General features: G+C 65.2%; 15 protein-coding genes. 5 read left to right on the top strand and 10 right to left on the bottom strand.

The window, feature by feature from the left end:
• Positions 1-267 precede the first annotated feature (267 nt).
• Positions 268-1221, top strand: a complete 954-nt coding sequence (locus PQQ51_RS01495; RefSeq protein ID WP_408494197.1) for a sigma-70 family RNA polymerase sigma factor — start codon at positions 268-270, stop codon at positions 1219-1221.
• A gap of 87 nt (positions 1222-1308) precedes the next feature.
• On the opposite strand, the gene PQQ51_RS01500 is transcribed toward PQQ51_RS01495, so the two are convergent.
• The 3 genes from PQQ51_RS01500 to PQQ51_RS01510 all read right to left on the bottom strand — a co-directional run bounded on the left by PQQ51_RS01500 (position 1309) and on the right by PQQ51_RS01510 (position 5824).
• Entirely contained in the window at positions 1309-2583 is a 1275-nt protein-coding gene (locus PQQ51_RS01500; RefSeq protein ID WP_408494199.1) for an EAL domain-containing protein, read from the bottom strand.
• A gap of 250 nt (positions 2584-2833) precedes the next feature.
• Positions 2834-4285: a multidrug transporter subunit MdtD gene (locus PQQ51_RS01505; protein WP_408494201.1), complete on the bottom strand. Its 1452-nt coding sequence runs from the start codon at positions 4283-4285 to the stop codon at positions 2834-2836.
• 126 nt (positions 4286-4411) lie between these two features.
• Positions 4412-5824, bottom strand: coding sequence for an aminotransferase-like domain-containing protein (locus tag PQQ51_RS01510; RefSeq protein WP_408494203.1), 1413 nt, complete (start codon positions 5822-5824; stop codon positions 4412-4414).
• 200 nt (positions 5825-6024) lie between these two features.
• On the opposite strand from PQQ51_RS01510, the gene PQQ51_RS01515 reads away from it, so the two are divergent.
• The gene (locus tag PQQ51_RS01515; RefSeq protein ID WP_408494205.1) at positions 6025-6330 is read left to right on the top strand and encodes a DUF2917 domain-containing protein; all 306 of its coding nucleotides are present in this window, start codon (positions 6025-6027) and stop codon (positions 6328-6330) included.
• Between the two features lie 79 nt (positions 6331-6409).
• On the opposite strand, the gene PQQ51_RS01520 is transcribed toward PQQ51_RS01515, so the two are convergent.
• Positions 6410-7651 carry a citrate synthase family protein gene (locus PQQ51_RS01520; RefSeq protein WP_408494207.1) on the bottom strand — a complete coding sequence of 414 codons (1242 nt, stop codon included), beginning with the start codon at positions 7649-7651 and terminating at the stop codon, positions 6410-6412.
• 117 nt (positions 7652-7768) lie between these two features.
• Here PQQ51_RS01520 and PQQ51_RS01525 point away from each other — a divergent pair, with 117 nt between their 5' ends.
• Positions 7769-9160, top strand: coding sequence for a CoA transferase (locus PQQ51_RS01525; protein WP_408494209.1), 1392 nt, complete (start codon positions 7769-7771; stop codon positions 9158-9160).
• A 117-nt stretch (positions 9161-9277) separates the two neighbouring features.
• Here PQQ51_RS01525 and PQQ51_RS01530 read toward each other — a convergent pair whose 3' ends face one another.
• Positions 9278-10024 carry a GntR family transcriptional regulator gene (locus PQQ51_RS01530; protein WP_408494212.1) on the bottom strand — a complete coding sequence of 249 codons (747 nt, stop codon included), beginning with the start codon at positions 10022-10024 and terminating at the stop codon, positions 9278-9280.
• Between the two features lie 199 nt (positions 10025-10223).
• Between PQQ51_RS01530 and PQQ51_RS01535 the strand changes: the two genes are divergently transcribed.
• Complete coding sequence (locus tag PQQ51_RS01535; RefSeq protein WP_408494214.1) at positions 10224-11069, top strand: aldo/keto reductase; 846 nt, start codon at positions 10224-10226, stop codon at positions 11067-11069.
• Positions 11070-11114: 45 nt separating this feature from the next.
• Here PQQ51_RS01535 and PQQ51_RS01540 read toward each other — a convergent pair whose 3' ends face one another.
• Positions 11115-11597 carry a hypothetical protein gene (locus PQQ51_RS01540; protein ID WP_408494216.1) on the bottom strand — a complete coding sequence of 161 codons (483 nt, stop codon included), beginning with the start codon at positions 11595-11597 and terminating at the stop codon, positions 11115-11117.
• 812 nt (positions 11598-12409) lie between these two features.
• Here PQQ51_RS01540 and PQQ51_RS01545 point away from each other — a divergent pair.
• On the top strand, positions 12410-12682 hold the full coding sequence (locus tag PQQ51_RS01545; protein ID WP_408494218.1) for a hypothetical protein: 273 nt from the start codon (positions 12410-12412) through the stop codon (positions 12680-12682).
• A gap of 416 nt (positions 12683-13098) precedes the next feature.
• On the opposite strand, the gene PQQ51_RS01550 is transcribed toward PQQ51_RS01545, so the two are convergent.
• Genes PQQ51_RS01550 through PQQ51_RS01565 form a run of 4 tightly spaced genes read right to left on the bottom strand, consistent with a single transcriptional unit; the run spans position 13099 to position 18848 of the window.
• Positions 13099-15252 (bottom strand): ABC transporter ATP-binding protein, encoded by a 2154-nt coding sequence (locus PQQ51_RS01550; protein ID WP_408494220.1) that lies wholly within the window; start codon positions 15250-15252, stop codon positions 13099-13101.
• A complete protein-coding gene (locus PQQ51_RS01555; protein WP_408494222.1) occupies positions 15249-16136 on the bottom strand; it encodes an ABC transporter permease in 888 nt (295 codons plus the stop codon). The genes PQQ51_RS01550 and PQQ51_RS01555 overlap by 4 nt, the downstream gene beginning before the upstream one ends.
• Positions 16133-17143 (bottom strand): ABC transporter permease, encoded by a 1011-nt coding sequence (locus PQQ51_RS01560; protein ID WP_408494224.1) that lies wholly within the window; start codon positions 17141-17143, stop codon positions 16133-16135. Before PQQ51_RS01560 ends, PQQ51_RS01555 begins: the two co-directional genes overlap by 4 nt.
• Positions 17144-17174: 31 nt before the next feature.
• The gene (locus PQQ51_RS01565) at positions 17175-18848 is read right to left on the bottom strand and encodes an ABC transporter substrate-binding protein (protein ID WP_408494226.1); all 1674 of its coding nucleotides are present in this window, start codon (positions 18846-18848) and stop codon (positions 17175-17177) included.
• Positions 18849-18997 lie beyond the last annotated feature (149 nt).

Genomic DNA, 18997 nt, shown 5'->3' on the forward strand with positions numbered 1-18997 from the left:
TTAAGGGCTACGCCGCGAGTGCGGTGGGCGCCTCAATGGCTGAACCAGGCACCAGCACATTCATTGCGCCGGTTTCTGTCCATATGACGACGGCGCGGGCGTTCGCGTGACACGAATATTTTTTGCGTCGCGCTGTCACATCGGCGTGTGCCCAGGCGTCAAGCAGGCAAGGATGTCGATGGCGGCGCGCCTGGAACACATCGCAGGTAATGCGGCGCGCGCCGCGGTGTGCCTTTTTCTCAACACGCAGGAACTGGGGGTCTACGCATGACGGAACAAGTAATCGACAAGGCATCCAGTTTCGAGGCGGTGCGAGCCCGCCTGCTCGCGCTGGCGTACCGCATGCTCGGCAGCCGCGCAGAGGCTGAAGACGTGGTGCAGGACGTCTGGCTGAAATGGCATCTCGCCGATACGGGAGAGGTGCAAACACCGCCTGCGTGGCTCACCACGCTTACCACGCGTACGGCGATTGACAGGCTGCGGCATGTGCAGCGCGAGCGCGCGTCGCAGGTGTCCGGCTGGTTGCCGGAACCGTGGCTGGACGAGGTCGCGCCTTCAGCAGAGGAACTGGCGTTGCGCGCGGCTGAGATGTCCTACGGCGTGATGCTGCTGCTCGAGCGGCTGAAGCCCGACGAACGGGCGGCGTTCGTTCTGCATGAGGCTTTCGATTGCGACTACGCGGAGATCGGCCGGATCCTCGAACGTTCACCTGCCACCTGCCGGCAGATCGTTCACCGTGCGAAGGGCCGTTTGCAGCGAGCGGGCGCGCCGCTGGAGCGTCCCGATCCTGCCGCGCACTCGCGGATCGTCGAGCGTCTGCGCACGGCGCTTGAAGAGCAGGACCGGGCAGGTTTGCTGCGGCTCTTCAGCGACGCACCGGAGGTGGTGAGCGACGCGGCGGTGTCCACGCAGGAAGTCAGCGTAGTGGGGTGGCTGGAAAAGGTGACGGCGCTCGCGCAGCAGGCGAGTTATGCCGAGGTAGTGTCGGTGGAAGGTGCGCAGTGCATCGCGTTGCTGTGCGAGGGCGAGGTGGTCGGCGTGATCGATGTGTCCACGGATGGCGCTGCGAAGATCGTCGCGTTGCGAGTTGTGACGAGCGAGGCGCGTCTGCGCGCCACCAATCGGGTGTTTGGCCGTGCGGCGGTTACCCAGTTGATTGCGCGGATCCAGCGCAATTCGGCGGTCGGAGCAACTGAGGCTGCCGCAATTGCAGCAGCCTAAACCGCGGCAACCTTAACCGTGGCGACCTCAGCTGCAGCGACCTCAACCGCCACAACTTCAACTGCCACAATTTCAACCGCCACAACCTCAACTACGATGGGCCGCCACTTCCCAGTTGATGTCTACGCATAGCACTTGCGTGCCCTGCGGCGTGTGCGCGGCGATCGAAGCAGTCACACACAGGTGGGCTTCATTGATCGACAGATAGGGCGGCGTGAGGTGCACCTGACCCGGCACCCGCATCGCCTGAATAAAGTACGGCCGGCGTTCCCAGCTTGCGCCTTCCGAATGCAGCAGCGGGCGAAAGCGTTTGGCGCGTTGCGATGAACGGCCCGGCGGCAGGACGTTGTCGCCGATCTGCCGGCCTGAGCGGTCGAGCACGAAGCAGCGGGCGGTTTCGCCGAGTGTCAGCAGTGGCGCGGTGGCCTGCGCAACGGATTGGCCGGCCACGAGTTCTGCCGACGCGGTCTCCAGCGCCGTGACGTAAGGTGCGAGCCGTGTGGATTGAGCGCGATCGCGGGTGGCCACGCGTTCGCGCAACGCTGCGGAGAGCGAGTCCATCAAACCGGCCGCCGCTTGCGGCTTGACCGGTTCGACGCTCGGGCCCGCGAAAAACGCGCCCTGCACGAAGTCGACGTTGCATTCGAGCGCGATCAGTGCGTCGCGCTCGGTGGTCAGGCCGCCCATCAGCACCAGTTGACCGGATTCGTGCAGCAGTGAAACAAGGCCCGGCAGCACGCGTTCGATATGCGAGTGCTCGCTGGCTTGCGCGAGGATGCAGCGGTCGAGCGTGACGATATCCGGCCGCAGGTTCCATACACGGTCGATGTTCGAATGCTTTGCGCCGAAGCCGTCGAGCGCGATCAGGAAGCCGGATTTGCGCAATGCGTCGATGATTTCCGCAAAGCGCGTGGTTTCACCGCCAGCCTGCTCGGAAACTTCGAGCACCACGCGTTGCGGTGGCAGGCCGAGCGCCTTGAGGCCGGCGAGCAGCGCGTCGCCGTAGCTGGTGTCCATCAGCGCGGCGGGGTGCAGGCTGAGGAAAAGCCATTCGTCGTGGCTGTCGAACGCGTTGAAGTTGCCCAGATGCAGCGACTCGGCAAGCCGCCCGAGTTCCAGCAGGTCGCCGCGCCGGGCCGCTTGCGTGAAGACCTCGTGCGACGGCACTTGTTGCGCATGTTCGTCGCGGGCGCGCAGCGAAGCGTGATAACCGATCGCACGGCGGTGCGACACCGAGAAAACGGGCTGAAACACGCTGAAAACGGTATAGCCGCCGTACAGAACGGTGCGCCGTGAGCCTTCGTCACCGGCCATTGGGCGCGGCGGCTGGAAGCCGGGAGGATCGAGTTCGATCATGCTCATGGTGTCGGTCGTGTGAATGTGTCGGCGCGCTACAAGTTCGGCTCGGGGTCCGCACGCGCAAACTGTGAGTTTACAGGATAGGCGAGCAAGAACTATGCGCGAGCGTAAAGAGCATACTTCGCGCATCGTTGCGACCTGAACGACGACGATTGTGCGCCAGTGCGGAATCGAGCGCGACAATTCGCACTTCGCTGGTGCGAGCCGCGCCCTGTTGAGGGTCGGCGAGTCTGCGAGTGGCGCTGCTTGCGCGTCAGGTCCGCTCTGAAGGATCGGTCTTTTTAGCCGGCGTACGGATGTCCGGCGCCAACTGCGCGAAGATCCACGACGAGCCCGCGGTGATGATGCCGACACACAGGAACGTCGCATGAAACGCGGGCAGCGAGTTGGCAGCGGTCACACGCGGCAGTAGCCCGGTGAAGGTTGCGAGCAAAGCGCCGGCCACGGTCACACCGAGGCTCATCGAGAGCATTTGCACCAGCGAGAACAGGCTGTTGCCGCTGCTTGCGCCGCCAGTGCCGAGGTCTTTGAGCGTCAGCGTGTTCATCGCGGTGAACTGCATCGAATTCACGCCGCCGAAGAACGCCAGTTGCACGAGCCGCAACCACAGCGGTTGATTGGCGCTGGTGAGCGCGAAGCTCGCCATCGTCAATCCCACCAGTACCGTGTTGACGATCAGCACGCTGCGGTAGCTGTATTTGACGATCAGTGTCGTGACGAGCCGTTTGGCTGCCATGCCCGTAGCTGCCACCGGCAGCATCATCATGCCGGCTTCGAAGGCGCTATAGCCGAGACTCACCTGCAATAGCAGAGGAATCAGATAGGGCATTGCGCCGCTGCCGATCCGCGCGAACAGATTGCCGAGCAGCCCGACGCTGAACGTGTGGATCCTGAACAGGTCGAGCGGAAAAATCGGCGCGGGTTCGCGCACCGCATGCAAGCCATACGCAACAAAGCAGGCGAGGCTCAGGATCAGCAGCACCAGCACGGTGGCGTGCTGAATGCCGAACTCGGTGCGACCGTCGAGTGCGAAGGAAATCGCCACCATGCCGAAGATCAGCAGCAGGTAGCCTTTCAAGTCGAACTTGCCGGTGTGCTCGTTGCGGCTATCCGGCATGAAAATGAACGTGGCAATGCAGCCGACGATACCCACCGGCACGTTGATCAGAAAGATCCAGTGCCACGACGCGATCTTCACGAGCCAGCCGCCGAGCGTCGGGCCGATCAGCGGTCCGATCAGCCCCGGAATCGCGACGAACGACAGCGCGGGCAAATACCGCTCGGCTGGAAACGTGCGTAATACCGCGAGCCGCCCGACCGGCAGCAGCATCGCACCGCCAACGCCTTGCACGATGCGGTACACCACCAGTTGGTTCAGCGTGTGAGCGTTCGCGCACAGCAGCGAACCGATGGAGAACACGAGGATTGCGCTTAGAAACACGCGCCGTGTGCCCAGTTTGTCGGCGAGCCAGCCGGACACCGGGATCATCACGGCCATCGTCAGCGAATAGGCGATCACCACCGATTGCATGCGCAACGGCAATTCGCCGAGACTCGTCGCCATCGCGGGGAGCGCAGTGTTGACGATCGTCGAATCCAGCGTCTGCATGAAGAAGCCGGTCGCGACAATCCACAGCATCACGCTGAGCGAGCGGGGCGAAGGCGTGACGGCGGTAGAGGTAGGCAGGGGCGGCGGCGTGGGCATGGAGGGCGGCAGGGCGCGCAGGAGCAGGAGCGGAGTCGCTATTCTAGGGAAAGTAGGGGCAAGCGTGTCGTAACGTCGCTCATCAGAGGAGGAGGTGCGCGCGCTGATCAAGGCGCGTCGCCCGGATCATCCCCGCAACGCGGCAGCCGCATGAAAAAACGTGCGCGCCCGCGGCTCGTTGCCGAATGCCGCGTGAATCCGCACATATGGGCTCACTTCCATGTTCGGCCGGAAATAGCTGCCGGGCACGACGGTTACGCCGAGCGGTACGCCGTATTCCACCAGCTGTTCGGCATTGTCGATATGCGGCACGCGTGCCCAGACGAACTTGCCGCCCGCCGGCTTTTCGAATAGCTCCCAGCCGGCGTCTTCGAGTGTCTGGATCGTCGAGCCGAGCGCGTCGCGCATGCGGCGGCGCAGCCGCTCCAGATATTTGCGGTACGCGCCGCGTTCGAGCAGGGACACGGCCACCGCTTCGGCAAAACGCGAGCCGCCGATGCTCGTCAGCATCTTGATATCGGCGAGGTCCTTGATGATCGCGTGGCTCGCCACCACGCAGCCGATCCGTAGCGACGACGACAGCGTCTTCGACAACCCGCCCACATAGATCACGTGTTCGAGTTGATCGAGCGTCGCGAGCCGGTCGGTCACATCGGTCTGGAAGTCGGCGTAGATGTCGTCCTCGATGATCGAGAAACCGTGTTCGCGCGCCAGTTGCAGCAGCCGGAACGCCACCGGCGGCGCGACCGTCGTGCCGGTCGGGTTGTGAAATACGGTGTTGATGAACAGCAGCTTCGGCCGATGCAGCTTCAATTGCGCTTGCATCACGTCGAGATCCGGCCCATTGCGGGTACGCGGAATGCCGACCAGGTTCACGCCGTGCAGCTTCAGCAGTCCGTACAGATTGTAGTAGCCGGGGTCTTCCACGAAGATCGTGTCGCCCGCTTTGAGCATGTAGCGCATCAGCAGATCGATGGCCTGGCTCGCCCCCTCGGTGATCAGGATCTGCGAGGTCTCGGCCTGAATGCCCAACTGACCGATGCGGCCTTGCAAATGCTCACGCAAGGTTAGATTGCCGAGCGGCGTCGCGTAATCGACCATGCTCGCCGGATCGGTGCGCGACACGTGGCGGATCGCCTGCGCGATGCCGTCCATGTCACGCCACGATTCCGGAATCACGCCGCTGCTGAGCTTGAGCATTTCGCCTGGGTGATCGAACTGCTGAAGGATGTGGTTCGACTCGTCTTCGGCGCGGCGCGGGTCGGAGGTGCCCTGGCAATGCGTGACGACCGGCTGGCGGTCGGCAACATAGAAGCCCGAACCGTGCCGCGAATCGACATAGCCGAGCGACACCAGCCGGTCGTAAGCCTCGATGACCGGGAAGCGGCTCACGCCGTAGTCGGCGGCGAATTGACGGATCGACGGCAGTTTCGAGCCGGGATGAGCGATGCGCGAACGGATCCAGCCGGTGACGCCCGCCACGATCTGCTCGGTAAGCGGCACACCGTTTTCGCGATCGAGCTGGATTTCGAGTTTCATGAGCTTTTTCCTTCAACAAGAACGCGTCGCAGACCGGACATCCAACACCCAATCGGCGTTCACTAAAAGCGATTCTCGCTGAACTGTTCGGTTTTTTAACTGCACAGTTCCGATCGAACTGTTCGGAACTGTGCATGGGAGTCTGATCATCACACGACAATAATGCGATCAACAGGAAAGTTCTTTGAAGGAGAAAGGCGATGCGCGAAGTCCGTATTTTCGAGTTGGAACATGACGAGCCCGCTGCGGCCTGGCGTGTCGCGCGTCCGTCGGTCTTCAAGGTGATCTCGGGCGAGATCTGGCTGACCGTGCAAGGCGACAGCGAGGATCACTGGCTTGCGACCGGGGAATCGATCGAACTGCCGCGCCGCGCGGTGGCATGGATCAGCGCGGGGCAGTCTGGAGCGCGCTTCGCGCTGGCGAGCGGTTCGGAGCAGCGTGCGGTGCGGCCGGTACGTGGGCTGCCGGGGCTGAGCTGGTTGCCGCGCTGGCTCGGCGTGGCTTGACGCGCTCGCCTCTCTGACGCGGCAGATGCGATACGCCGATGCGGATTTCCACCGCACCGGGTTTTCAGCACCACCGTTCTCACTCGATGCCCGGCGCTTCATAGTCGCCGATATACCGCGCGCGTGGCCGGATTAGCCGGCCATCGCGCGTCTGTTCCATTGCGTGAGCAATCCAGCCGACCACGCGCCCTGTCGCGAATAGCGTAAAGGCGGCGCCGGCCGGCAGGCCGAGCACACGTTCAATCGCGGCGAGCGCGAAGTCCACCGTCGGCTCCGCGCCGGTCGTGTCGCGCACTGTGCGTGCGAGTGCCAGCACTTCGCCGAGCGGCGAGCGGGCCGGCGCACAATCGGCCAGCAGGTCCATCAACAGACGCGCGCGCGGGTCGCCGTCCGGATACAGCGGATGACCGAACCCTGACAACACCGGCCCATGCGGGCCATGTTCATGGCGCGCGAGCCGGTTCGCGAGATAGCGGTCGAGATCGGGCGCACGCGCGGCTTCGTCGAGTAGCGCGGCGATCCGCACGGTTTCGCCACCGTGGCGCGGTCCGGCCAGTGCGGCGAGACCGCCCGCCACCGCGCCGAACAGATGCGTACCCGTCGACGTGATGCAGCGAACCGTGAAGGTCGACGCATTCAGTTCGTGATCCGCGCAGACCACTAGCGCCGCGCGCAGCAGCGCCGCTTGCTGCCGGTTACGCACCTGCCACACGGAAGCCAGTTGCCGATGCAGCGGTTCGTTCGACGGCGCCCCCGAAATCATCGCGGCGGCCAGCAGGCGCATGACGGAGCACGCGGTATCGAGTTGCGCATCGCGGCCGAGCGCCCAGACGCGCGGCATCTGCGCCGCCGCCGCCGGCAGCAGCACGAGCGCGCGATCGAGCGGCGTGCTGTCGCTCCACAGCTTGAGCCACGCGGCCCATTGTGCGGTGGCGAGCGGCACGGCGGGTGCGTCGGCGATGCGTCGCGCGCCGCATTCCCACAGCAGCGCCGCGATATCTTCCAGCGCCGCGCTGCGCGCCAACTCCATCGCGTCGTGCCCGCGATACAGCAAGCGGCCGTCCGCCACCAACGTGATCGACGATTCGAGCACCGGCACGCCCCAGTCCAGCACTTTCTGCGCGACCTTGCCCGCGCGTTTGCCGTCTTCCTTGCGGCGCGCGAGACGGCGCACTTCTGCCGCATCGTAGAGACGGCTCTTGCCTTGCCCATCGGGCGACGAGCTCAGCATGCCCCGGCTTACATACGCATACAGCGTGGCCACGCTGATGCCGAGCGCGGCGGCGGCCTCGCTGGCGGTAAGAGAATTTTCAGACGGCATGGAAGCGCCTCTAAACCTAATAAATTAATATATATTGATTATGATAATCAAGATTGATTGCGGCAACGGACAATTCTAGACTCGGTTCACTTTCTTCCTTGTCTCGAGACGAATGCCATGACGCCTGAACTTGCTCTGCAACATATCTGGACACTCGCCGGCTGCGATCCTACTGCGCTCAGATCGGCATCGCTGATCGGCGAGGACCCGGGCTTACCGTCCATCTATCGCGTGGGCACGCTCGCCTCGGCGACCATTGCCGCGACCGGTCTCGCGGCGGCCGAGTACTTCCGTTTGCGCACCGGCCGGCGGCAGAGTGTCGAGGTGGAGATGCGTCGAGCGCTGGCGTCGTTTCGCAGCGAGCGCTATCTGCGTATCGACGGTGGGCCGCCGCCCGCGTTGCGCGATCCCGTGACGGGTTTTTACGCGACGCGCGATGACCGCTGGATTCAACTGCATACCAACTTTGCTCATCACCTCGAAGGGGTGCTGAAGGTGCTCGGCTGTGCCAACGACCACGCCGCGGTGGCCGCCGCGATTCGTCATTGGGACGGCGCGACGCTCGATCAGACGCTTGCCGACGCCGGCCTGTGCGCGGCATTGATTCGCACGCCGGCTGAATGGGCCGCGCTCGACCAGGCGAAATCGATTGGCGGGTTGCCGCTGTTCGAGATCGAACGCATCGGCGATGCGCCGGCCGAACCGCCGCCCACCCAAGAAGCACAACGGCCGTTGAGCGGCGTGCGGGTGCTCGACCTGTCGCGCATCATTGCGGGTCCTGTCGCGGGACGCGCGTTGGCGCAGCACGGCGCAGACGTGTTGATGATCAACGGACCGCACCTGCCGAACATCGCGCCGCTGGTGATCGACAACGGGCGCGGCAAGCGCTCGGCCGTCGTCGATCTGCGCGATGCGGCGGGCCGCGAAACGTTGCTGGGGCTGACACGTGACGCGGACGTGTTCCTTCAGGCGTACCGGCCCGGCGCATTGGCGTCGCGCGGCTTGGGTCCCGAGGAAGTGGCGCGCACGCGGCCCGGGATCGTTTATGTATCGGTATGCGCATACGGCTACGACGGACCCTGGGCGAAACGGCGCGGCTTCGACAGCCTCGTGCAGTCCGCGAGTGGGATCGCGTTCACTGAGCGCGAGGCTGCGGGATGGGACGAACCCAAGCATCTGCCCTGTCAGGCGCTCGATCACGCCACCGGCTATCTGGCCGCGTTCGGCGCGATGGTCGCGTTGGCGCGCCGGGCGACTGAAGGCGGCAGTTGGCACGTGAAGGTGTCGCTCGCGCAGACGGGACGATGGTTGCAGTCGTTCGGCGTGATGCCCGACGGCTGGCGTGCGGACGAGGTGTCCCTCGACGACGTCAGCGATTGCCTGAGCGTGGTCGATTCGGAATTCGGCCGGGTGTCGGCGGTGAAGCCGGCCGAGGTGCTCAGCGAAACGCCCGCGTTTTTCGCGCTACCGCCGGCAAGAGTAGGCGCGCATGAGGCGAGATGGGCGTAGTGGTGGTGGCAGGAGGTGGGCTGTAGCAGGCTGCTCGTTTGCCACGGGTTGAGCGCATGCACAAATCGCAGCGACGTAAGTGCAAGCCCCAAACCCAAGCCCCGCGCCACCCACCACCTACTTTCTCAACTCGGCGACAAAATCGTAGTAGTCGTTGCGGCAGTACGTATCGGTCAACTCGATCGCTCGCTGGTCGGCGGTATAGCCCACGCGAGTGATCAGCAGCAGCGCTTCGTTGGGCGCGATGCTCATCTGCTGCGCAATTTCCTCATTGGCGTTCACCGCACGAAAATGCTGCAACGCGCGCACGATCGACAAGCCGCGATGCTCCAGATACGTGTACAACGAATCGCCGATCGCCTGCGGATCGGGAATCACCGCGGCCGGAAACGTGGAGTTTTCGACGGCCATCACGATGCCGTCCGCGAGGCGCAAACGCCGCAGCCGCGTGACGGCCGCCGCCGGCGACAAACCGAGTTGAATAACTTCGTCGCGATTAGCCGGCGAAATTTCACGCGACAGCCATTTCGAACTCGGCGTAAAGCCGCGCCGCCGCAGCATTTCGCTGAAGCTCGACAGGCGCGACAGCGGATCTTCGTAGCGTGGTGTGATGAAACTGCCCGCGCCCTGCGTGCGGCGAATCAATCCCTGTTCGACCAGCAACGCGATGGCCTTGCGCGACGTGATGCGCGACACGCCGAGCGCCTCGGACAACACGCGCTCCGACGGCAGCGCCTCGCCCGCGTTCCAGCGGTTTTCGTGAATCGCGCTGCCGAGCTTGCGGGCAAGTTGCAGGTAGAGCGGCGTGTCGTTTTCCGGGTCCGGGCGCAGATCGCGCCAGCGGTCTTCCGAGGCAGAGGTCATGGGACTCACGCGTGAAGGGCAAGCGGCAATTCTATGACATCGGCGCGCTCCGTTATAGCGGGCTTTTGCCTGGTCGCCGATCCGATCTCCGTTCAGCGGCTAAACTCGTCACTCGGATTCCGTCCAGGCAACGGCGCTTTTGCTGACGCCGCTGCATGCAGATGGAAGCGTTGCACATCGAACCACCGCGAGGAAAGACATGACGACCGATATCGCCAGCGTGAACCTGCCGGACGGCGAGCGCATTCCGAAGCTGGGGCAGGGCACCTGGGAAATGGGAGAACATCCGGCGCGGCGCGCGACTGAAATCGCCGCGCTGCGCTGCGGTATCGAACTCGGGATGACGCTGATCGACACCGCGGAAATGTACGGCGACGGCGCGACCGAGTCGCTGCTCGGCGAAGCGTTGGCGGGTCTGCGCGAGCAGGTTTTTCTCGTCAGCAAGGTGTATCCGCATAACGCCAGCCGCCGCGGCGTGATTGCGGCTTGCGAGCAGAGCCTCAAGCGTCTGAAGACCGACCGGCTCGATCTGTACCTGCTGCATTGGCGCGGCTCGGTGCCGCTCGCCGAAACCGTCGCGGCATTCGACGCGCTGCGCGACGCGGGCAAGATTCGCCACTGGGGCGTCAGCAACTTCGATACCGACGATATGGAAGAACTCGTCGCGACGCCAGGCGGGGAGGCGTGCGCGACCAACCAGATTCTGTATAACGTCGCGCGCCGCGGGCCGGAATTCGACCTGTTGCCCTGGCTGGCCGCGCGCAACATACCGGCGATGTCCTACAGCCCGGTCGACCACGCGCGCCTGCCGAAGCGCTCGCCACTCGACGATATCGCCGACTCGCGCGGCCTCTCGGTGTTTCAGGTGGCGCTTGCGTGGGTGTTGCGGCAACCGGGCGTGTTCGCGATTCCGAAAGCGGCGCGCGTCGAGCATGTGCGCGACAACCATCGCGCGTCGCAATTACAGCTCGGCGCGGACGAACTCGCCGCGCTCGACGCGTACTTCAAACCGCCGCGCAGCAAGCGCCCGCTCGAAATGCTGTGAGTGCAAAGGCCGCGGGCGGCCTGCGTGCCGCGGCGTCACGCTCCGTCAATTGCAACTGTGATGCATGTGCGCGGAGCCGAGCACGGCGACTTCCGCGGGCGTGTGCCTGAGCGAATCTTCGTTGACCTGGCCGGCATCCGCGACGAACTCGTCGACGATCGACGACACCTGCACGTCGCGCAGACACAGCGACACGCGCTGCGTTTCGTTGGCCGGGAGCGACGCACGCTGGCCGAGGAACAGCACGCCGTACTGATAGCCGTGGATGATCCCGCGGATCGCGCCGACGCATTGACCTTGCGCGACGTTGTCGTTCTTCTGTTTGCAGGTCTGCGCGAGCGAATACGCGGAGAAGGTGGGATCGACGGGCGGCGCGGCTTGAGACAGGGTTGGCGGTTGCGGCTGCGCTGGTGCCGCCGGGGCGGGCGCGGGCGTTTGCGCGTGGGCGAGCGATGCGAGGGACAACGCGGTGACCATCAGCAGGCTGGTGGCCGTGCGCGCCGCCGGGCGGGGGACATTTCGTTGCATGTTGTGGGGCCCTCATATCGAACGGTGAATTGATATGAGGCCAGCGCCGCGGTTTGGTTCCTGTTCCTGCTTCGTATGCCGCGGGCGTCCGCCGTGGCGCTGCTTGCCTGCCGGCTCCGACCGGCCTCGGGCGGTGACGCTCGACCGGGGGATCGAGACATCACCGCCGATTCCGGCGGATGGCGGACGATGTGCCGGAGCATCCCGACCGGAGCCGGCCAGAGCCGGGCAGGGCGCGGGGGCCCCCTGCCCAGGAAGCGGGCGTACGCTAGTGCCCGTTCCCTCCGCTATTGCCGCCACCGTTACCGCCGCTACCCTTGCCTCCGTGACCGCCGCCGAAGCCTCCGCCAAAGCCCCCGCCGAAACCGCCACCGAAGCCGCCGCCAAAACCACCACCAAAGCCACCGCCTTTACCACCTCCAGGGCCGCCTCCTTTGCCACCGCCAGGGCCGCCGCTGGAACCGCCGCAACCGCAACCGGCTCCACCGCTGCTGCTGCCGCCGCTACTGCTTCCACCGCTACTGCTTCCACCGCTGCTAGACCCACCGCTACTGCTGCCGCCGCTGCTAGATCCGCCACTGCTGGACCCGCCGCTGCTAGACCCACCACCGCTACTACCACTACCACCGCCACTACTCCCCCCACCACTATTTCCCTTGCCGCCGTTGCCGGAACTGCTTCCGCCACCGCTACCCGAGCCAGCCGCACCCGCAGCACCGCCAGCACCATTCCCGCTACCGCCACCGCTGTTACCCGAACTCGCAGCGCCGTTACTCCCGCTCCCGCCGCCACGATGCCCACACGCGATATCGGTGACACCCGTGCAATCGTGCGGCGCGAAGACCGCGGCCGCATCGTCCGCAGCGGTCGTCTCCCCGGCCGCTGCACCCGTCGATGAAGCGCCCGCCGCCGATCCCTCGTCCCGTGCGACCTGCATCGTGCCGCGCGGTGCGCTGGCGGGCAGCGCTGCGTCGGCAAGCACCATCCAGCGAGGGATCACATCGGTCGATGCGGAGTACGCAACCTCGGTCATCAGCAAAGCCACACCTGTCACGATTGCCGCAAACCGTATCGCCCCAAAGTAGTACTGATCAAATCTTCTGGTCTTCATCGCAGCTCTCCCGGAGGAACCCCGGCACCTCGCTGCCGCTGTCTCTCACGATGTTTCGTCGGCGGCGGGTCCGTCTGAACGCGGGCCTGGTCACGCTTCGCCCCCCGAGTCTGTCCTGCTCCGTCGTGTGGATGCGTATGCGGATGCATCGTCATCACGAGTCTTCCCGGCTTGCCGGCCGGTGAGCCGATCGGCGCATGCGAGCGCATCGGCGATGCTTCAATCTATGGGCTTCGAATCTCTGGACGATATATAGCGATATCCATGCCACTGACCGCAAAGCCTTGCGGCAACGGAGCGTGGACAGGGATATGCGATGCGCGCGCGCAAAAAATGCGCGAAAACGTTTCGGCGATGAAACGCGCGGCTACAAAAGCGCGTCAGGCCTCGTTAATCGCTGGTGGAGGTGTCGTCGACGGCGTTCAACGTGCCGTTGCCGGAGCGAGTGCCGGCCTGCAACACGCGCAACTGTGCGACGGGAATATGGCAACGGATCCGATGCACGGGCGCACTGCCATCCGTGCCTGCGCCGGCATCGAGAAACGGTGGATCCTGCTGCTCGCAGATCGCGCCGAGCTTGCGCGGACAACGCGTGTGGAACACGCAGCCCGACGGCTGCGACGCCGCGCCAGACAACTCGCCGGACAGGTGGATGCGCGTCGGGTTGCCGCGCGGATCGAGCGTCGGCACCGACGACAGCAACGCCTCGGTATAAGGATGATGCGGTCCTTCGAACACCGCGGCGGCAGGCCCGATTTCGAGCAGCCGGCCGAGATACAGCACGGCGATGCGATCCGACAGATAACGCACCACGTGCAGATCGTGCGAGATGAACACGTAGCTCACGCCGCGCTCGCGTTGCAGATCGGCGAGCAGGTTGAGAATCGCGGCCTGCACGGAGACGTCGAGCGCGGAGGTCGGCTCGTCGCACACCACCACACGCGGCTCGCCGGCGAACGCGCGAGCGATCGCCACGCGCTGCTTGAGTCCGCCCGACAACTGCCGCGTGCGCGACCCGAGATAGCGTTCGGGCAGGCGCACCGCGGCGGTCAACGTGGTGAGCCGTTCGTCGATCGCCGGGCCGCGCAGCGCGGTGAGGCGCGACAGCGCGCGGCCGATCAGCCGCTTCACCGAATGCGCGCGATTGAGTGCCGAATCCGGATTCTGGAACACGATCTGCAACGACTTCACCTGCTCGTCGTTGCGGCGCGTGACACGCGCGGCGAGCGGCGCGCCGTCGAGTTCGAGCACGCTGCCCGCGTCCGGCGTGAGCAGGCCGAGCATCAGCTTCGCGAGCGTCGTCTTGCCGCTGCCCGATTCGCCGACGAGCCCGAGCGTCTCGCCGCTCGCGAGCTCGATCGACACATCGTCGACAGCGCGCAACGGTGCACCGGATACGTGGAACGTCTTCGAGAGTTTCTCCGCGCGCAACACGGGAGCGGAGTTCGCGCCGTCGCGCAATGCGGCGTCGCGCGACGGCATGACTTCAGCCGTCGCGCGCGGCAATTCGATCGCCCGTTCGTGGTAGTGGCAGCGCGACATCTGATCGCCATGTGCGGCGCTCACGCGATAAGGCGGCGGCGCATCCGTGCGGCAGCGATCGTCGGCGAGACGGCAACGCTCCGCGTAGATGCAGCCTTGCGTGACCGAACCGGGCGAGGGCAGGCTGCCCGCGATCGTATCGAGCCGATCGCTGTCCTTGCTGCGGCCGACGCTCGGCAAACAGCGCAGCAAACCGACCGTGTACGGATGACGCGGTCGCGCGAATACATCCTGCGTCGCGCCTTCTTCGACCAGCTTGCCCGCGTACAGCACGCCGACGCGCTCGCACATCCTGCCGATCACCGCGAGGTTGTGGCTGATGAACAGCACCGCCGTGCCGAGTTCTTCGCGCAGTTGCGCGACGAGATCGAGCACTTCGGCTTCGACGGTGGCGTCGAGGCCGGTGGTGGGTTCGTCGAGGATCAGCAAGGCCGGATTCGACGCGAGCGCCATCGCGATCACCACGCGCTGCTGCATGCCGCCCGAGAGTTGATGCGGATAACTTTCCATTACGCGTTCGGGCGCGGCGATGCGCACGCGCTGCAAAATCTCGTGCGTGCGTTGCAGTGCTTCGTCGCGCGACGCGCCGGCTGCTTCGAACGCTTCGCTCACTTGCCGCGCGATCGTCAGTGAAGGATTCAGTGCGCGGCCGGGGTCCTGATAGACCATCGAAATCTGCTTTGTACGCATCGTGCGCAACGCGTCGGCGTCGAGCTTCTGCACGTCCTGGCCGGCGATCACGATCTTGCCCGCCTTCACCTTGCCGTTGCGCGGCAGGTAGCGCAGCGCGGCCATCGCGACCGTGGATTTGCCGCAACCCGATTCGCCGACGAGTCCATACGCCTCGCCGCGCCGCACGCGAAACGACACGTCCTGCAGCACTTCGCGATCGCGGCCGCGCATCCGGTACGTGACCGTCAGGCCGACCACGGTCAGCGCATCCGTGCGGTCGCTCTTCGATACGTCGAAGGCGGGGAACGAGGAGGGCGGCGGGCCGTTCATCGGTCGAGCACGCCTTGCACGCTATCGGCGATCAGATTCACGCCGACCACGAGCGATGCGATCGCGCCGGCCGCGAACACCACGGTCCACCATGCGCCGCCTGCCATCAGCGTGTACGACTCGGACAGCGCGAGGCCCCAGTCGGCCGAAGGCGGCTGGATGCCGAAGCCGAGAAACGACAGCGTCGCGACCGCGAAGATCGCGTAACCGAGCCGCACGGTCGCCTCGACGATGATCGGCGGCAGTACGTTCGGCAAAATCTCGGCGAACATGATGTAGGGCGCGCGTTCGCCGCGCAGTTGAGCGGCGGCCACGTAGTCGAGATGGCGTTCGGAGAACACGGCGGCGCGCACGGTGCGCGCGGTGATCGGCGTGAACGTGATGCCGATCACGAGGATCACGGTGAAGTTCGAGGCGCCGACCGCGGCGAGCGCGAGCAGCGCGACGATCACGAGCGGCAGCGCGAGTACGGCGTCGATCGCGCGGCCCACCACGTTGTCGACCCAGCCTTCGAAATAGCCGACCACCAGACCGAGCGCGGTGCCCGCCACCGTGCCGAGCAACGTGGCAAGCGGCGCGATGGTCAGGATGTCGCGAGCGCCCACTATGACGCGCGAGAACACGTCGCGGCCGAGCTGGTCGGTGCCGAACCAGTGAGTGCCGTCGGGCGGCGTCAGCGAGTTGAGGAGATCGGACGCGTACGGGTCGATCCGTACGATCCACGGCCCGGCAATCGCGCAGACGATCCACCAGCCGACGATCAACACGCCGACCACGAAGGTGGGCGAGCGCAGCAATACGCGCAAGCGGTCGAAGCGCGGTTCCACGACGGCGCGCGGCGCAGCAGGCACAGGTGACGAAGACGGTGGCACGGCGCTGCTCATTCGGCGCTCCTGACCCGCAGCCGCGGATTGAGCAGGACATTCAGCGCATCGGCGACGAGATTGGCGACGGTGTAGACCACGCCGATCGTCAGCACGCCGGCTTCGAGCATCGGAAAATCCTTGGCCTTGGCCGCGTTGTAGATCAGCGAACCGATGCCCTGATAGTGGAACAGCGTCTCGACAACCACGAGGCCGCCGATCATATAGCCGAGCTGGGTCGCGGCGACGGTGATGGTCGGCAGCAGCGCGTTGCGCAGCACGTGCCGCCAGATCACGACGCGGCGCGGCAAGCCCTTCAGGATCGCGGTGCGCGTGTAGTCGGCGTCGAGTGCTTCGACGGTGCCCGCCCGCGCCATCCGCGCGATGTAGCCGAAGAACACCAGCACGAGCGGCAACACCGGCAGCACCAGATGCCGCAACTGTTCGAACACGCCCGCTTCGGGCGGATACGACGCTTCGATCGGCAGCCAGCGCAGCCACACGCCGAACACGAGAATCAGCACAATCGACGAAACGAACTCCGGCACGACAGTCGCCGATAAACCGGTGATGCTGATCGTGCGATCGAGCCAGCGCCCCGCGTGCATCGCCGACCACACGCCGCCCGCGATGCCGAGCGGCACGACCACGATAAACGCGAGCAGCCCGAGCTTCGCCGAGTGCGCCAACGCATCGGCGATAAACGGGCCGACGGGTTCGCGATACGCATACGAAAGCCCCATGTCGCCGCGCACGAAATGCGAAATCCACTCGACGTATTGCGTGATCAGCGGCCGATCCGCGCCGAGCTGATGATTGAGCGCGGCGACCGCGCGCGCGTCGGCAAGTGGCCCGAGCACCGCGCGGCCGATATCGCCCGGCAGCAACTGACCGCCCGCGAACACGATCACCGAAAGCAGCCACAACGTGATCAACGACAGGCCGATCCGCGTCGCCAGAAAGCGCACGACGCGGCCCGCGTTGCCGCGCGAAACGGAGCGAGTGGACGAGGTCACCGTGGTCGACATCGCGAGTTCCTGCCGAAGAAGCGCGTGGCGCTCACGCGCTCAGCACCGCACGGTCGAAATAGAGTTGCGCGAGCGCGGTGAAACGCACGCCGTTCACGCCCTTGCGCATCGCGATCAACTGATCGTAGAAGAACGGAATGATCACCGGTGTTTCGTCGAGCAGCAACGTCTGGATCTGTCCGGACAGCTTCTTCTGCGAACCGAGATCCACCGCGGCGACGAATTGCGCGACCAGTTGATCGTATTGCGGGTTCCTGAAGTGCGCGGCGTTCCAGGTGCCGTTGCTGGTGAGCGGTGCGTTCAGGAACACGTTCGGCACGCCGCGATGACCGTAGTCGGTGATGCCGAGCGGCGAGTCGAGCCAGTCCGATTTGCCCGGCGTGCCCGCGCCGTAGTAAAGCGACTGGCTTTCCACCTTCAGGTTGATGCGCACGCCGATCGCCTTCGCGGCGTTCTGTACGACCACCGCGAGGTCGGGAATCTCCATGTACTTTTCGGTGGTGAGCGTCACGTCGAAACCGTTCGGCACGCCTGCTTGCGCGAGCAGTTGCTTCGCCTTCGCGACATCGAGCCGGCGTTGCGCGACGCCTGCATCCGACGACGGAAACACCGGCGCGAACGGGCTGTCGTTGCCGAGTTGCGCGCGGCCCTTGAACAGGCCGCGCACCAGCACGTCGCGATCGAGCGACAACGCGAGCGCCTGGCGCACGCGCTTGTCCTTGAACAGCGGATTGTCGTTACGCATATGAATCTGCCGATGCGCGCTCGACTTCACGCCGACTGCCTTGTAGTCCGGATTGTTCAGAATGCTGGCGCCGCCCTGCACGGTGAAGGTGCCCATCACGTCGGCCTGACGGCCTTGCAACGCGAGCAATTGCGCCTGTTCGTCCGCGTAGAACGAAAACTGTACGCGCTGCGGTAACGCTTTGTCGCCCCAGTAATCGGGGTTACGCACGAACGACGCGCCCACTTTCGCCTGATACTTTTCCAGCTTGAACGGACCCGTGCCGATAAAGCTCTTTTCATAACCGCCCGCATAGCTCGCGGGGAGGATGACAGCGTTGTAATTGTCCGATGAAACGTAGTACGGGAAATTGCCGTTCGGTGCATCGAGATGGAAGGCGACCGTATGTTCGTCGACCACTTTCGCCCCGCCCTTCGAGAGCACGCCCTTGAGCACCGAGAGCGCGGCCGAACCGCTTGCCGGATCGGCGAGACGATCGAACGTGGCGACCACGTCTTTCGCGGTGAACGGCTGGCCATCGTGAAACTTGACGTTCTGGCGCAGCTTGAAGGTCCACACGTCGCCCTTGTCGTTGGGCTTCCAGGACAGCGCGAGCGCGGGCTTCAGCACGAGCTTTTCGCCGTCGTCGTCGATCAGGAATTCGCCGGTCTGGTTCAGCAGCGCGAGACTTGCGGCGTCGGTCACGGTCAACGGATCGACCGCGCCGGCCGGCGTCAGATGGGCGACGCGAATCGTCTGGTTGCCCGGATTGCCGGCCCCGGGCGCGCCCTGCGCACGCGCGTGCGGCGCATTCAGCACGCCGCCGCCCACCAGCGACAAACCGATCATGCCCGCATAGCGCAGCAGTTCGCGGCGCGAGATACGGCCGGCAAAGAATTCGTCGATGGCGTGATTGCCGTAGGCGTCGGCGGTGCGGCGGGATGCTTCGAGTTCGGGGAATCGGTCCGCAGGAGTCTTCATCGGTGGAGTGTCCAGTCCGTTCTGTTGGCGGGTTCTGAAGGGCCGCGCCGGATTCGCGCGACAGGGCCGAGGCCACGTTAAAGTTTCGTCGACTGGGAGCGCGTTGAGGAAAACGGACCGCCCAACGCGCAGCAACGAATTGCGGCCTC

The sequence above is a fragment of the Paraburkholderia xenovorans genome (assembly GCF_046030735.1).
Lineage (GTDB): Bacteria > Pseudomonadota > Gammaproteobacteria > Burkholderiales > Burkholderiaceae > Paraburkholderia > Paraburkholderia xenovorans_A.